We start from the raw sequence: 16356 nt of genomic DNA on the forward strand, positions 1-16356 counted from the left end.
TGGTTGGTCTAGGTATGGGTGGTGTTCAGTGCATGGTCTCTTTACTATAGACACAGGTTCATCGTTTATTGGAAAGCAAATGTCTGAACAGGGTCATAAAAAACGCCAACAAAAACTCAAAGAGATGGTTGATGCCCGCGTAGAAGCGGCTCAGCAAGAAAAAGGATTACTGCTGATAATGACGGGGAATGGAAAAGGCAAATCAACCTCTGCCTTTGGTACAGTAGCACGAGCAACGGGCCACGGGCTCAAATGCGGGGTGGCGCAGTTTATAAAGGGAACGTGGGCATGTGGCGAGCGCGATCTGCTATCGCAGCATGGCGTTGACTTTCACGTAATGGGCACCGGATTTACATGGGATACCCAAGACAAAACCGCGGATACGGAAGCCGCGCAGCAAATCTGGCAACACTGCCAAGCCATGCTGGCTGATCCAAACTACGACTTGGTCGTTCTTGATGAGATCACCTATATGATCACCTACGGTTATATTGAACTAGATAGCGTGGTCGCCGCATTACAGGCAAGGCCCGCCGACCAATCAGTGATTATCACCGGCCGAGGTGCCCACCGCCAGTTGGTAGATATGGCCGATACGGTCTCAGAAGTCCGTAACGTGAAGCATGCGTTTGATGCTGGGATCAAAGCGTGCCAAGGTATCGACTGGTAGTACTGATTTTAGCAATAAAAAATGGGCGAATACGCCCATTTTTATTGATGCTGCTGCCCAACCTCAGGAGGCTGAACGGACCTTTGCCTGTTGTTCCTCATTCGGGTAGCAATCTTTTTGATTACACAACAAAGCATCAATCGACTGGTCGCCGAGTAAGCGCCGCCAGAGGGCAGGGATAGTGCGTGGCAAGACCGGCCCTGGCTCTAGCTGACGCGGGGGAACAGGGCGCCATTCTCCTTGGTCACTTTGCTCGGCAAGCAAAAACTGGAACGGCCGATAGTTCGCCATACCTAATCGCAAGTCTGTGACAACTTGCTGCCCCCCACGATTTTCATAGCGTAAAAAGTCCCGTGCAAAAAAGCGCAAGGCGGTCAATGATTCTGACTCCGCCAGTGGCCATCCTTGCTGCTCAAACGCCATCCAATCGATCTCTGGTGTTTTATCCAATCGCGAGGCAAGCCCTTCCCAATAGGTCTGCTCCCCTCTTACCACAATACGCCAAAGCACCGTATTAAACGGCGTAGGGGTAATAAACATGGGCTTTCCTGACAGCTCAGTGCCTTGGGTTTGTTGTGCCACGCGCGCTTTTATTTGCTCAAGCTGATACACAGAGCTCAATAAATAAAGACTCGAGGCGATCAGTCCAATCACGCAGAGCCTTGCTGCGTTGGCTCTCCAAACTAGCGCCGCAAGCACACCGATCAGCAGTGGCAGTGTATACAAGGGGTCGATGATAAAGATACTGGCGACCGCAACAGGCGGCTTATCCAGCGGCCAAAAGAGTTGCGTGCCATACGCCGTCATAGAATCAAGCAATGGATGGGTAACCAACACACTGACCACCAGCACCATCAGCTGCCATAAAGGCCATGTTTTATCACTCAAGCGCCACCACAGAGCCGCTATCGCGACACCCAAGGGTGGTAACACAAACAGTGAATGGCTAAAGCCCCGGTGGTTGACGGTATTCGCTACCGGATCGCCATAATCAATCACGACGTCGAGATCCGGTAAGGTTCCTAACAGTGCCCCAGCCAAGAGCACCTTAGGGCTACAGCGTCGGCCTGCGACCATACCCGCGACAGCCGCGCCCAAGGCAGCTTGTGTTACAGAATCCATATCCGATATCTGTCCTTTATCCTATTTGTATTAGATAGCTTGGTGCCGCATAAAGCGATCATTGAAACAGGTTGAGTAGCTTGTCAGCCGCCTCTTTCACTTTCTCGTCATCGGCTTTATCCCCGAGCAATTTTTTAATGCCGCGTTGCGCTTCTTTACGCGCTTTCTCTTCCAGCACTTTATTGCTACTCAGTAGCTTTTTAATGTCGAGTTTGTAGCTTGGCGCCTGCCATGTTCCCGCAACATCAACGGGAATGGTCACATCCCGCAACTCATCGATGTCTTTGCCGCCTTGGCCTTTGCTGGTCTCGACCACTGAGGTATACACCGCAAAATCGAGCGTCTCTTTCAATAAATCTGTCTGCCCTTCACTGCGTACGCGCAACGCAGGTGCTTCCAGCAATAAATCGTTGGTCCGCGCCATCCCATTTCCAAGCACAAAGCTTGCGGTCAGCGCACTGAAGTCGGTTTTACGGACTTCGTCAACATATTCCGACTTCTCACCTTTGAGCGTTGCCTTGGCTTCACGCAGCATCTGCGCCAAATTGATCCCATTGATTGCACCGTCTTCAAAGAAGATCGCAACACGGCCATTGATGGCTTCACGCAATGCATAAGGAGATAGCCCCTTACCTTGTACATTGACGTCAACGTTTCCTTTGCCTGCTAATAGATCAACTTCGGCAGCGTCTTGAAGCAGCGGTAGCACCTCGATACCTCGCGCCCGCTTGCTGACCTCGTACCGTGCCGGCGAGACCGACGCATCCAATACCGCACTTGCCGATACCGCGCCTTGATAGGCCTCTGTCACAAAGCGCGATAAGGTGACTTTACCCCGGTTAATGGCCACTTCGGCTTCAGTTTGACCGAGTTCGACGTTAGCGACTTTGAGTCCTTGAAGGGCAAGGGTTCCCGCTACATCCAATTGTTGTAGCGCGGATAGATCAGGCTCTTCTCGACTCAATGCTAGCGTGGTTTGCGCTTGTGGGGCAGCCGATGATGAAGACGCCGAAGCGGCATTGCCTTTATCTTGTTGGGGCACCTCTGTCGTGGTGGGCAGCAATGCATCCACATCAATGCGGTTAGTGTTCAGCGCAAAACGAACTTGGGGAATATCAGTGAGCTTGACGGCCACTTTGCCATCCACGATCACTTGGTCGGTGTTTAAACGACCAACAAGATCCGTCACCGTGACCACATTCGCGTCCATATCATAATCAATATCCGCTGCCAGCTGCTGCGTAATTGACTGGTTAGGCACCGCCTCACCCGAGACCTTAGTCAACATATCCAGCCCTTGAATCGCAAACTGCCTCAAAGACGACGCAACCGTGACTTGCGCTTTACCCGACGTTTCCACGTCCATATCTGCGGTCTTTAACTTGGCGTTAAACCCAAGCGCTGAAGCTTCACCCAGCGCAAAACTTTCTAAGGTAAGATTTGCTTCGCGCAGTGTCACGTCTCCCGATTGCGCAGATAATGTCATCGCAAACTGACGTAACTGACTTTGCATGGGATCCGTCATCAATTTCACATCACCTTGGCCTTGCAGGGAGAAGGTTTCTGCATTTTGGCTTCCCACCAGCGAAACGCTTACCGGCGTCCACACCGCCGGTGCCAAATTGCCAATCTCTACATTCACCTCATCAAGACGTGTCTGTGTACTCGCTTGATCATCTTTGAGCAGCACACTGGCATTACTGACACGCAACCCTTGTAGCGTTATATCCCAGCCAGCAGCCGGTGTTTTGGCTGGTGATGCTGAGTTGCTCGGTGTCACAGGTGTGCTTTCCGTGGTGGTTTCAGACTCGGCTTGCTGTGGGGTAAGGTTAGTTTCACCATTGGCAAGCGTTTGGACAAAAATACGCGGGTCTTGCAGTAAGATTTCACCCACATGGAGCTGCTGAGACAGTAAAGGCAACACATCAATAGACATTTGCGCGCGAGACAGCGCGAGCAAGTTTGGCTCATCAAACCCGGGGCGGTTTTTCACTGCCACATCCGCCACTGAGAAGCCCAAGCTCGGCCAAAACTGCCAATCGATATCACCATCAATGACCAAATCAAAGCCAGTTTGCTGCTTCACTTGCTCAACTAACATCGGCTTAAATTGATTCGGGTTAATGGTGGCGACAACGGCGGCCAGACCGCCGATAAGGATGACCAGTAACCCAGCCACTATCGCCGCAATTTTCTTTACCATCACTGTATGCTCCTTGTTCGCGTGGCGAAAATAACGCGTTATATTTGATAGCGTTATCGACCACAGTTCGACAATCTGGTTCCATTTCATCAAAAAATGCGCCCGTAGGCGCATTTTGATAGTTAAGCCTTATCTTGGCTAATTCGCGAGGCGACCGCCCCTTGTTGGTTCTTATATTTGGCGTTATCACGCTTATTGTAGGGTTGCTCTGCCGGCCCTGACATGGGCTCAAAACTAAGCGCGCCAATGGGCATGCCTGGGCGCAGTGCAAGCGGCAAGCGGCCATTATTATAAAACTCTAACACAATGCGGCCCGACCAACCTGGATCGATACGATGCGCGGTCACATGCACCATCAGTCCCAAACGCGCCAATGATGAACGGCCATCAAGCCAGCCAACAATATCATCGGGTAACGTCACGGATTCATGAGTGACTGCCAGAGCCAGCTGCCCGGGGTGCAAATAAAATGCCTCTCCTTCAGCAACCTCGATTTCATCACTCATCACCTTTTCGAGTTGCGCATTGACCTCTTCTTTTGGGCCAGACAAGTCGATGTAGGGGGCGCCATGATCATTAAAGACACGAAATTGGTTACCTAGAGTCACATCAGCCGTGACACCTGAAATCGATGCATCAGCCGGACGCGGATCAATTTTGATGCGGCCATCATCGAGGTGCTCTTTGATATGCCTGTCGCACAGTCGCATCGGGGTTCCTCACTGTAGATGGTTTTAGAACACGGCATCACGCAAGGTCGCATGTGCCGCTATTCGCTAGATTATCGGTTGGTTTACGCTTTTAGCAAACGGGCAATATGCGCTTTTAGCACATCAATGGCAATCCGGTTTTTACCCCCGCGAGGCACAATGATGTCTGCATATTGTTTTGACGGCTCAATAAACTGCATAAACATAGGGCGGACCGTCTTTTGATATTGCTCCATGACAGAATCCATGGTGCGGCCACGCTCGGCAACATCACGTTTCATGCGGCGTAGCAAACAGATATCAAGTGGGGTGTCCATAAAGACGCTAGCGTGGATCAAATTGCGAAGACGAGGATCGGTGAGCAGCAGAATACCTTCGAGGATAATGACTTTTTTCGGGGTCATCGTCGTGGTGTCCGCCATTCGGGTGTGCTCAGAATAACTATAAACTGGCACATCAACCGACTGACCGGCGACCAATGCTTCCAAATGCTCACACAACAGATCGTGATCCAGTGCCTGTGGGTGGTCATAATTCGTTTTTACGCGCTCTTCCATGCTGAGGTGGCTTTGATCGCGGTAGTATCTATCTTCCGTGATCACGCCGATTTGATGATCGCCGACTTTTTCCTTTAATTCCTTATAAATGGTGCTGGCGATAAGGCTTTTACCGGATGCAGAGGCGCCTGCGATGCCGATAATAACGCAGTGGTGGTTGTTATCACTCATAATATGAATACCCAGAGGAAACTTGGCGGAATCAACATAAACCGCCTGATTATAGGGAGTTGAGCCGGCTGGCGCCAGCGAAAATCTTGCTTGATCGCCACATCAGCCGGCATTCGCGTCTCAACAGTGGTCCGTGCTCAACCTCTAGGACAAGGTTTGTATAGCTATCTGTTCAGGGCGCGTTTCACCTTGCCAATACAGTTTACTCGCCACCGTGCTCGCCATATCACGATACGCATGGGTGTGCTCACTCTCAGGACGTGCCACCACACTTGGCTTTCCGCTATCAATGTCTTCACGAATGGATACATGCAATGGCACCTGCGCCAAAACTGGCGTGCCTTGCTGTTTCGCCATTTTTTCCGCGCCGCCCGTGCCAAAAATTGCCTCATGATGCCCACAGTGAGAACAAATGTGATAACTCATGTTTTCAACCACCCCTAACACAGGGACCGAGACTTTCTCAAACATCGCCACGCCTTTTATCGCATCGGCGAGTGCAAGATCTTGCGGCGTCGTCACAACCACCGCGCCGTTTACCGGAAACTGTTGCGCCAAACTTAATTGAATGTCGCCCGTCCCCGGTGGCATATCTACCACCAAATAATCCACGTCAGGCCAGCGGGTTTCATTGATTAATTGAGCGAACGCTTTCGACGCCATCGGACCGCGCCAGACTGTCGCGTTGTCGGCCGGGACAAGATAACCAATCGAATTCGAGACAATGCCATAGCGCGACACAGGCTCCATCAGTTTGCCATCGTGGGTTTGCGGTTCGCTATGCTGTGCACCGAGCATGAGAGGCACAGATGGTCCATAGATATCTGCATCCAACAGCCCCACACTTGCCCCTTCCGCGTGCAAGGCGAGCGCTAAGTTCACCGCTGTGGTGGACTTACCAACGCCCCCTTTTGCCGAACTGACCACAATCAGGTTTTTCACCCCTTTTACCGGCGCTTTGTCACCGGCTTTCAGCGGAGCGACGCGCTGGGTCAATGAAAACTGGCTTGCGTTTTCCGGTACCTGTACGGCGAGCCAGTCAGAGAGCGCTTGGATGATCGACCCCGCGGCAAAAGGAAACACCACCTCAATACTGTTTTCATGATCCTTGACCCAATGCGGCTGGCTGGCCCATTGGTCGATCAACCCCGGATGAGAGAATTGATTGAGCAACGTCACCGCTGCGTCTTGGCTCATCACTGATGCCGCTTTTTTCGTTGATTTGTTCTTTTTGCCGCCAAAAAACATGCTTCACCGTCCAATTTATTCATTATTTGGGTCCGCGTCCCTAACCAATTATGCGTAAACGCCTTATGACACGGCCTTGCTCTAGGCAAGGCATATCGTATCAGGTAAGATTTCAGCAATCATTCCATTCATATCATAAGAGCGAACAAACAAGATTATGGCTGCAAACCCACGTAAAATTTTGGTGACCTGTGCGCTGCCTTATGCGAACGGCTCAATCCATTTGGGCCACATGCTCGAGCATATTCAGGCAGATGTATGGGTCCGCTATCAGCGCCTGCGCGGCAATACCACTCACTTTATTTGTGCCGACGATGCTCACGGCACGCCTATTATGTTGAAAGCGCAGCAAATGGGCGTGGAGCCCGAAGCCATGATCGCCGATGTGCAAAAAGAGCATAAAGCCGACTTTGATGGCTTTAACATCAGCTTTGACAACTATCACAGCACGCACAGCGAAGAAAACCGCGAGTTGGCGTCATTCATTTACACCCAATTGCGCGATAAAGGCTATATCACCAGCCGTACGATTTCACAGCTGTTCGATCCTGAAAAAGAAATGTTCTTACCGGATCGTTTCGTCAAAGGTGAGTGCCCGAAATGTCACGCCGACGACCAATATGGCGATAACTGTGACAACTGTGGCGAAACCTATGCACCGACGGAGCTCATTAATCCTCGCTCGGCAGTCAGCGGTGCCACCCCTGTGATGCGCGACTCTGAACACTTTTTCTTTGATTTGCCGCAGTTTGAGCAAATGCTGAATACCTGGACCAAATCAGGTGCGCTGCAAAGCGAAATTGCCAACAAAATGAACGAGTGGTTCGAAACCGGTCTACAACAGTGGGATATCTCGCGTGATGCGCCCTATTTTGGTTTTGAGATCCCAGACCAACCCGGTAAGTTCTTCTACGTTTGGCTCGACGCCCCAATTGGTTATATGGGCTCGTTCAAAAACTATTGCAACAAGCACAACGACATCGACTTTGACGAATACTGGAAAGAAAATAGCGAAGCCGAGCTTTATCACTTTATCGGTAAAGACATCGTCTATTTCCACAGCTTGTTCTGGCCAGCGATGCTGGATGGCGCTGGATTCCGTAAGCCAAACAACGTCTTTGTGCATGGCTATGTAACAGTAAACGGCGCGAAAATGTCCAAATCGAAAGGGACATTTATCAAAGCCAGCACTTATCTAAAACATCTCGACCCTGAGTGTTTGCGTTACTATTACGCCGCGAAGCTAAACAGCCGTATCGATGACCTTGACCTGAGCTTGGATGATTTCATCCAACGCGTAAACTCAGACATCGTCAATAAAGTGGTCAACCTTGCTTCGCGCAACGCTGGTTTTATTAGCAAGCGTTTCGATGGCCAATTAGCCGATACCTGTGCTGAGCCTGAGCTTTATCAGTCATTTGTCGACAAAGCCGAGCACATTGGTGAGCTTTACGAAGCACGCGAATACAATCGCGCTATTCGCGAGATCATCGCCTTGGCAGACAAAGCAAACCAGTATGTCGATGAGAAAGCCCCTTGGGTGGTTGCTAAAGAAGAAGGCAAAGACGCCGAGCTTCAAGCTATTTGTTCTGTCGGCATTAACCTATTCCGCGTGCTCATGACATATCTGAAACCTGTGATGCCTCAGCTTGCAGAGCGTGCCGAAGGATTCTTGAATGACACCCTGACTTGGGAAAGCATTGCTCAGCCACTGACAGGCCACGCCATTAGCAAGTTCAAAGCGCTGTTTAGCCGTATCGATCCGAAAGCGGTGGATGCCATGATTGCCGACAGCAAAGAAGATGTCGCGGTGGAAGAGGCAGAAAAAGCGAAAGCGCAAGGTCCTTTAGCGGATGATCCTATCGCTGAGGAAATTGAGTTTGGCGATTTTGCAAAAGTCGATCTGCGTGTGGCTAAAATTTTGGAATGTGAATCCGTGCCTAAAGCGGACAAGCTGCTCAAGTTTAAGCTCGATATTGGTGGTGAAACTCGCCAAGTGTTCTCTGGGATTAAATCGGCTTACAAGCCTGAGGATTTAGTCGGTAAACACACGGTGATGGTCGCAAACTTGAAGCCACGTAAAATGAAATTTGGCATGTCAGAAGGCATGATCCTCGCTGCGGGACCGGGTGGCAAAGAGTTGTGGATCCTTGAACCACACGAAGGCGCCCAAGCCGGCATGCGTGTGATGTAAGCCAAGACTCACTGGCACCGCGTCATCTTGCGGTGCTGAGATGAGCGTAAAAGAGAGCCTTGATGGCTCTCTTTTTTATGCGCGCTTTTAGTGAAACATTCGCCAATGCGTCAAAACAGTGCATCACTTCACCAGCACAGTGCGAAAACGGCGCAGTTTTCTTTCATTGTCGGCTGCCTAGCCCCTTGCACAGGGCGTGATAAATCTCTCATTTTAGGCACGATTCCTGCTGGGTAGGTCATATCAGCGACTGAAACGCAGGGAGCGACTATGGAATGGCTATTAATGGTAGGAACATTAGCATTGAGCATCGCGGTGGTGGTAGCGGTACAGCTTTTCCGTCAGCGCCCAGATTTGCACTTACACCAACTGCATGAACTACGTGTGCTGTTACAGCATGCTCAGCACTTAGCCACCCAACCCAGTATTAGCTCAGACGACTACCAAGTGCTGTTAAGCCAAACGCGTCACCTTCACCAACTGGCTCCTCAAGCGCAAAAGCCGATGTATCGACTCTTTTTTCACCACCTTCATGCCTTACCGTCTTACGACAACGACACCCAAACCCGTATGAAAAATCGGGCTCTGCAACATATCGTCTACTTGGTGGATGAAGCAGTCCCGCCAGCATTGATTGCGCAACGCGACGACACCCGTTTGGAGAGCTATCAGCAAATCTGGTATACGATTTTAGAACTATTACAAGCAAGGCAGCGTTACAGCCATGCGGCATACCAAGAGCAACAATCCGCGCGCAACGCCCAGCAATCTCTCACCTTGCACCAGCAAATACTCGCGAAGCGCTTACGTCAACTACACGCCTTGTCATTGGCCGACGACATCCAAAAAGAAATTACCGAGGTGTTAAACCAGCTCGCGCAGTCAGAACAACTGCCCTTTGAGCATAAAGTTGCGCTATCGCAGCGCGTAAACCGAATTATGCTTCACGTGCTCGACAGCTTTATCGCACGTGTGCTGACACGCTATCCCTGCCAACACGATGATGCACTTAGCCCCATCGCGCCGTTTCCTCAGTCAGGTTCGGGGCAATGACCTGCCTCAACAGCGTGTCGTCACCCCAATAAAAAAGGGCCGGCAATCATGCCGACCCTTTGTTCTTTAACCCTGACTCACTTCATTAGCCAATGTGCGTTTGACCGCCCATATATGGACGCAATACCTCAGGGATTTCAATGCGGCCATCTGCTTGTTGGTAGTTTTCTAAAATAGCTACCAGAGTACGACCAACGGCCAAGCCAGAACCGTTCAAGGTATGCAGTAACTCAGGTTTTTTCTCACCTTTGCGACGGAAACGCGCCTGCATTCGGCGTGCTTGGAAGTCTTGCATGTTTGAGCACGAAGAAATCTCACGGTAGGTGTTTTGTGCAGGTAACCAGACTTCAAGATCATAGGTTTTCGCTGCGCCAAAGCCCATATCGCCCGTACACAGTAACACTTTACGATATGGCAGGTTAAGCAGTTGCAACACCTTCTCTGCATCCGCAGTGAGTGATTCAAGTGCTTGCATAGAATCTTCTGGCTTAACGACTTTGACCAGTTCAACTTTGTCAAACTGGTGCATACGAATCAGGCCACGGGTATCGCGACCATAGGAGCCAGCTTCTGAACGGAAACACGGTGTATGTGCCGTCATGCACAGCGGCAAATCGGCCTCATCGACAATTTCATCACGCACCATGTTGGTCAGCGGTACTTCCGCGGTTGGGATCAAGGACATCCCTACCCCTTCTTCGGTGGCCGGTTTGGTGTTAAACAAATCTTCACCAAATTTTGGTAACTGACCTGTGCCATAAAGACTGTCTGCATTCACCAAATAAGGCACGTACATCTCAGTATAACCGTGCTCGTTGGTATGTAAGTCGAGCATAAACTGGGTCAAGGCACGATGCATACGCGCCATCTGTCCTTTCATCACGATAAAGCGTGAGCCCGACAGTTTCACAGCACTGGCGAAATCAAGCCCGCCAGAAAGCTCGCCCAAATCAACGTGATCTTTGATTTCAAAATCAAACTGACGCGGCTCACCCCAACGAGACACCTCGAGGTTTTCAGACTCGTCTTTACCCGTTGGGACTTCATCGGCTGGCAAGTTTGGCACCGCCATTACCACGTCGTTCACTTTCTGTTGCAGTTCAGCCAGCTCGGCTTTTGCAGCGTCCAGCTCGTCACCCAAGTTCGCGACTTCTGCTAGTAGTGGCGCAATGTCCTCACCCTTCGCTTTAGCCTGGCCAATGGACTTCGATCGGGAGTTACGCTCTGCTTGCAATTGTTCGGTGCGAATCTGCAGGGATTTACGTTGTTCCTCGAGTTCACGTATAGCGTCAACATCGAGCGTAAAGCCACGACGAGCGAGTTTTTGAGCCGTTTCTTCCAGCTCAGTTCGAAGTAATTTGGAATCCAGCATGCTAATCCTGTGCTTTTCGGGTTGATTAGTTGATTATCACTTGTCATCACGATTTGAAGACAAGCTGCGATCGTGCGTATTGTATAACGCGATTGGCCGAGGGTGACCGTGGATGTCACCACTACTAGGCGACTGCGCCTTGATGGTGCAGCCGCACTTTAAACCTTACCCAAAAAGGGTGAAGTTGCCTAGCGCTTTTGCGGGCTTTTTGCGTCAAGCTCGTCCAGAAAGGCGAGCTTTTCAGCGATTTTAATTTCTAGCCCGCGATTAGCGGGCTGGTAATAACGCACATCACTGACTTCATCGGGCAAATAACGCTCACCGGCGGCGTAGGCATTCGGTTCATCATGGGCATAACGATACCCATCGCCATGTCCCAAGCTTTCCATTAGGGCCGTCGGTGCATTACGAAGGTGCATAGGGACAGGTGCATTCGCCGTGGCTTTTGCATCGCGCAGCGCTTGTTTCCACGCGGTGTAGACTGCATTGCTTTTAGGGGCACAGGCAAGATACACCGCTGCTTGTGCGATCGCGCGTTCACCTTCCGCTGGCCCGACGCGGGTAAAGCAATCCCATGCGTTCAATGCAACCTGCATGGCACGCGGATCGGCGTTACCCACGTCTTCAGAGGCAATCGCTAACAATCGACGCGCCACGTACAAGGGATCCCCTCCCGCGGACACGATGCGGGCATACCAATACAAGGCTGCATCTGGGTTAGAGCCGCGCACGGACTTATGAAATGCTGAAATGAGGTCATACCATGCGTCGCCTTGCTTATCGAACTGTGCCACCTTCTCCCCAGCGACGTCTTTCAGCATCGCCATAGTCACCGCACCATCAGCCATATCAGCCAACATTTCCAGCAGGTTCAAAGCCATGCGCGCATCGCCACTACAGGTGTCCGCCAGAGCGTCTTTCACCCCCGTATCAAAACGTAGCTCTCGCTCACCGAGTCCACGGTTTTTATCCGCCAATGCTTGGTCAATCACCGCAATCAAATCATCACGCTCAAGCGCACTCAGCCGGTACACCCGCGCACGAGATAGCAAAGCGTTGTTTAGCTCAAAAGAGGGGTTTTCAGTCGTGGCACCAATAAAGGTGACTGTCCCCGCTTCAACATGCGGTAAAAACGCGTCTTGTTGGCTTTTGTTGAAACGGTGAACCTCATCAACAAACAGGACAGTACGTACTCCGGCTTGTTTATTCTGCTCTGCACGCACAATTGCATCGCGAATTTCTTTCACGCCCGAGGTCACCGCAGACAATCGTTCGATTTCCGCATTGGCTTGACGAGCCGCGATATCTGCCAAGGTGGTTTTGCCGGTGCCCGGTGGGCCCCAAAAAATCATTGAATGCAGGCTGCCAGATTCGATGGCGCGGCGAAGAGGCTTGCCCTCGGCCAGTAAATGCTGCTGGCCAATGTACTGACTTAACGAAAGCGGCCGCATGCGAGCAGCAAGCGGCCGAAAGTCGTCAGCAAAATCTAGCGGTAGTGTCGACAATCTTCTCTCCCGTGATTAACGCGGCTGACGTTGATCATCCACCAGCACCGAGTCCGGTGGCGTAAATTCAAACAAGGACGCATCCGGTGCCTGACGGCTAAACTGGCTGAGCGTGAACTGGCTTTGCTGCCCATCTTGCTCGGTCACCCGAAAATGGGTCAAGGTGCCATCCGGTTTTACCGTCACGGCAAACGTGCCAATGCTCCCTACCGTTTTGGGGGTCAGGGTAAAGGTGTCACCTTGCTGGGTAATAGTGTACATCTGCCAATCGTCTGGCTGATTGCGGGTTAACAACACAAACGGGGTTTGTGCGGTCGCATCGTCTAACCACATGGCAGTGACTTGCTCGACAAACGGGCTGTAGTACCACAATGTTTCCCCATCAGAGATCATGATATTTTCATCGGGTGTGGTCGTGGTCCAATTGAACAAGTTGGGACGTTCAATGGATAGTCGTCCTTTTGCAGCGTGGATCTGCTCCCCTTCCGGGCTGATCACAGCCTGTTCAAAATTGGCGCTAAAGGCATCCACTTTACTCAATCGGTCCATCAGCTGCTGCTGGGCAGTGGATTGCGCTTGAACAGCAACCGCAAACATCAGCGTCAGCATCGCGATTAGGTGGCGATAAAAAGCTTTCATTTTCATACAACGTCCATCTGATTACGCTTTCGGTGGCGGTGGCGCCAACACTTCTCGGTTACCGTTATGGCCCGGAGAACTTACGACACCGTGTGCTTCGAGTTGTTCCACAATTCGAGCCGCACGGTTATAACCAATTTTAAAGCGGCGTTGCACCCCTGATACAGAGCCGCGGCGGCTTTCGGTGACAAATTCAACCACTTGGTCAAACAGCTGATCCAGCTCTTCGCCATCCGCGCCTGTCGGGGTTTCTCCCGGCAATAAGCTATCGGAACCTTGATCGCCATGAGTGATCTCTTCGAGATACTGCGGCTTACCACGCGCTTTCCAGTTGTTCACCACACGGTGCACTTCTTCGTCACTGACAAACGCGCCGTGCACTCGGATAGGATGGTTAGAGCCGTTGGGCATAAACAGCATATCCCCCATGCCTAGCAGCGACTCTGCTCCCCCTTGGTCCAAGATGGTGCGCGAGTCAGTTTTCGTGGAAACGGTAAAAGCCATCCGGGTCGGAATGTTCGCTTTGATAAGGCCGGTGATCACATCAACGGATGGGCGCTGGGTGGCAAGCACTAGGTGAATACCCGCTGCTCGGGCCTTTTGCGCCAAACGGGCGATCAGCTCTTCCACTTTTTTGCCCACCACCATCATCAGGTCAGAGAACTCATCAACGACCACGACGATATAAGGCAGCTTTTCTAGCGTAGGGGCCGTTTCATCCATGCTGTCACTCGGTTTCCAGAGTGGGTCTGGAATCGGGTTATTCGCCGCCTCAGCGGCTTTGACTTTCTCGTTAAAGCCTTTGAGGTTACGAACACCTAACGCCGACATTAGCTTGTAGCGTCGCTCCATCTCGCCAACACACCAGCGCAATGCATTGCCCGCATCCTTCATGTCGGTGACCACTTCGGTGAGCAAATGTGGGATCCCCTCATACACGGAAAGCTCCAGCATTTTCGGGTCGATCATGATAAAGCGGACATCTTCCGGCGCCGCTTTATAGAGCATACTGACGATCATAACGTTCACACCCACCGACTTACCCGAGCCAGTCGTACCGGCGACCAGTAAGTGAGGGGCTTTGCCTAAATCGGTTACAATCGCTTCACCAGCAATGTCTTTTCCTAACACCACAGAAATCGGCGACTTGCTGTTCTTAAAGCGCTCGCTGCCAACCACTTCCGACATAAAGACGGTCTCGCGGTTTTCATTGGGTAGCTCGAGTCCGATATAAGGTTTACCTGGGATCACTTCCACTACCCGCACCGCAGTGGTCGACAAAGAACGCGCTAAGTCTTTCGACAATCCAGAAATGCGCGACACTTTGACACCCGGCGCTAAGTCCAGCTCAAAACGCGTAATTACGGGTCCGGGATAAACCCCCACAACACGCGCTTGGATTTTATAATCCTCAAGTCGTGCTTCGACTAACCGCGCGATTTGTTCAAGCTCTTCCCGTGTCGCCTGTGACGCGGTTTTTCGCGCAGGATCGAGCAAATCTAAGGTCGGGAAAGGCTCCGCAGGTTTTGGCAAGTTTGGCTCATCTTTGACTAAGAAAGGATGATCAAGCCCAGCAGCCTGTTGCTGGGCTTGCTGCGCTTTACGAATCGTTTCTTGGAACGGATCCTCATCGTCCTCAGCCGCCCCAGCGGCTTGCTCGGCACGCTCTAACTCAGACAAACCGTCTTGATTGCCATAGGTGGTTTCATGAGATACCGGCTCACTCGCCACCTCTTCACTTTCGTCACTTCCTTCACTTCCAACACTTCCATCGCTGGATGCATCGGTCTCTTGCCACGGCGGTAATGTTTCATCCTCCGGCGCGTCATCCGACAGCGGTACGTTCGGTTGGGTTGGTTCGTCTTCTGGCTCGACAACCCCTTGCCACTGTCCCAAGTTAGGCTCAGGGTCATCCAGTGTTTTGCCATCGTCATCGGCGGGTAAGGCTTGTCCCCCAAAGATAATCGGCGTGCTTGGTGCGGCTGATACCCTATCTTCTGGGACTTCTTGCACACTCGGAGACGGGGTGAAGCGGCGCAAATCACTTAATTCCATCGGCTCTGCCGCGTCAGTCACCTTGTCTGACTCAGTGACGGTTTGTACAGCAGGCTTGCCAAGCTCAGTCACCTTATCGCCACGGAGGCGGTTAACCAACCAAGTAGTGGCCCTTAAGGTCACCGACCCTAGGTTATCCACAATGCTTAGCCAAGAGATCCCAGTAAACAATGTAAACCCTGCTGCCCAACAAAACAGCATTACCAATGTGGTGCCTAGTACGTTAAGCAGTGGCAATGCCAAACTGTTGGTGACATCGCCCATCACTCCCCCAGAGGAGAAATGCCAAAAATCATCAAAATTGAGATCGGCTAGCGAACAACTGGTTAGGAATAGAACGAAAAGCCCTAAGATCCTCGCGGCTAAAATCGTGTAGTTGAGTGGCTCGTCGTCGCCACGGCGGCGCAAGAAAACCCACCCCCCCAGCATGGCAGCTGGCGGTAATGGGTAGGCCAAAATACCGAATGAGAAAAAGAGGCTGTCGGCGACCCAAGCCCCTAATGAACCTGCCGCGTTGTGCACATCACCGTGCCAAGCAGTTTGTGACCAAGAGGGATCAGCCGGATTAAAAGACAGTAGCGCAACCATCACAAAGACGGCCGCTGCCAGCACCAAGATAAAGCCACACTCTTTCAAACGCTGAGCGCCATCCAATCGCACCTTGGGCTGAGCCGATTTGGGCTCACGACGCAAAGAAAACTCCATCATCACCTGTTTAATACTTTTCGTTATTCGCATTCCCCACCATGGTTTGAGGTTTGCATTCGCCACTGCACTGACTTTACCACATTCGTGCCTGAACGGCAGGCATGATGCGCGTCAGCGATGAATCTTTACCGAGATATCACATAATTGTT

The 16356-nt window shown here is 51.5% G+C and carries 12 protein-coding genes; 3 read left to right on the top strand and 9 right to left on the bottom strand.

Going from position 1 to position 16356, the window contains the following annotated elements:
- The first annotated feature begins 79 nt into the window (after window positions 1-79).
- Window positions 80-670 (top strand): cob(I)yrinic acid a,c-diamide adenosyltransferase, encoded by a 591-nt coding sequence (gene cobO / locus BZJ18_RS02275; RefSeq protein WP_077455179.1) that lies wholly within the window; start codon window positions 80-82, stop codon window positions 668-670.
- A gap of 63 nt (window positions 671-733) precedes the next feature.
- On the opposite strand, the gene BZJ18_RS02280 is transcribed toward cobO, so the two are convergent.
- The 5 genes from BZJ18_RS02280 to apbC all read right to left on the bottom strand — a co-directional run bounded on the left by BZJ18_RS02280 (window position 734) and on the right by apbC (window position 6681).
- Window positions 734-1792 carry a metal-dependent hydrolase gene (locus BZJ18_RS02280; RefSeq protein WP_077455180.1) on the bottom strand — a complete coding sequence of 353 codons (1059 nt, stop codon included), beginning with the start codon at window positions 1790-1792 and terminating at the stop codon, window positions 734-736.
- A gap of 58 nt (window positions 1793-1850) precedes the next feature.
- Window positions 1851-3995: an AsmA family protein gene (locus BZJ18_RS02285; RefSeq protein ID WP_241824901.1), complete on the bottom strand. Its 2145-nt coding sequence runs from the start codon at window positions 3993-3995 to the stop codon at window positions 1851-1853.
- A gap of 122 nt (window positions 3996-4117) precedes the next feature.
- A complete protein-coding gene (dcd, locus tag BZJ18_RS02290; RefSeq protein WP_069588830.1) occupies window positions 4118-4705 on the bottom strand; it encodes a dCTP deaminase in 588 nt (195 codons plus the stop codon).
- An 83-nt stretch (window positions 4706-4788) separates the two neighbouring features.
- Window positions 4789-5433: a uridine kinase gene (gene udk / locus BZJ18_RS02295; protein WP_077455182.1), complete on the bottom strand. Its 645-nt coding sequence runs from the start codon at window positions 5431-5433 to the stop codon at window positions 4789-4791.
- A gap of 144 nt (window positions 5434-5577) precedes the next feature.
- A complete protein-coding gene (gene apbC, locus BZJ18_RS02300; protein WP_077455183.1) occupies window positions 5578-6681 on the bottom strand; it encodes an iron-sulfur cluster carrier protein ApbC in 1104 nt (367 codons plus the stop codon).
- A 157-nt stretch (window positions 6682-6838) separates the two neighbouring features.
- Between apbC and metG the strand changes: the two genes are divergently transcribed.
- Both metG and BZJ18_RS02310 read left to right on the top strand, forming a co-directional pair.
- Window positions 6839-8875: a methionine--tRNA ligase gene (metG, locus tag BZJ18_RS02305; protein WP_077455184.1), complete on the top strand. Its 2037-nt coding sequence runs from the start codon at window positions 6839-6841 to the stop codon at window positions 8873-8875.
- Between the two features lie 270 nt (window positions 8876-9145).
- Entirely contained in the window at window positions 9146-9928 is a 783-nt protein-coding gene (locus BZJ18_RS02310) for a hypothetical protein (protein WP_077455185.1), read from the top strand.
- Window positions 9929-10013: 85 nt separating this feature from the next.
- Here BZJ18_RS02310 and serS read toward each other — a convergent pair whose 3' ends face one another.
- The 4 genes from serS to BZJ18_RS02330 all read right to left on the bottom strand — a co-directional run bounded on the left by serS (window position 10014) and on the right by BZJ18_RS02330 (window position 16204).
- Window positions 10014-11300, bottom strand: coding sequence for a serine--tRNA ligase (gene serS, locus BZJ18_RS02315; protein ID WP_069588821.1), 1287 nt, complete (start codon window positions 11298-11300; stop codon window positions 10014-10016).
- Between the two features lie 188 nt (window positions 11301-11488).
- Window positions 11489-12751, bottom strand: a complete 1263-nt coding sequence (locus tag BZJ18_RS02320) for a replication-associated recombination protein A (protein ID WP_077455243.1) — start codon at window positions 12749-12751, stop codon at window positions 11489-11491.
- Window positions 12752-12820: 69 nt separating this feature from the next.
- On the bottom strand, window positions 12821-13450 hold the full coding sequence (gene lolA / locus BZJ18_RS02325; protein WP_096627795.1) for an outer membrane lipoprotein chaperone LolA: 630 nt from the start codon (window positions 13448-13450) through the stop codon (window positions 12821-12823).
- 15 nt (window positions 13451-13465) lie between these two features.
- On the bottom strand, window positions 13466-16204 hold the full coding sequence (locus BZJ18_RS02330) for a DNA translocase FtsK (RefSeq protein ID WP_077455244.1): 2739 nt from the start codon (window positions 16202-16204) through the stop codon (window positions 13466-13468).
- Between the last annotated feature and the right edge of the window lie 152 nt (window positions 16205-16356).

The sequence above is a fragment of the Salinivibrio sp. IB872 genome, from assembly GCF_001995345.1.
Taxonomy (GTDB): Bacteria; Pseudomonadota; Gammaproteobacteria; order Enterobacterales; family Vibrionaceae; genus Salinivibrio; species Salinivibrio proteolyticus.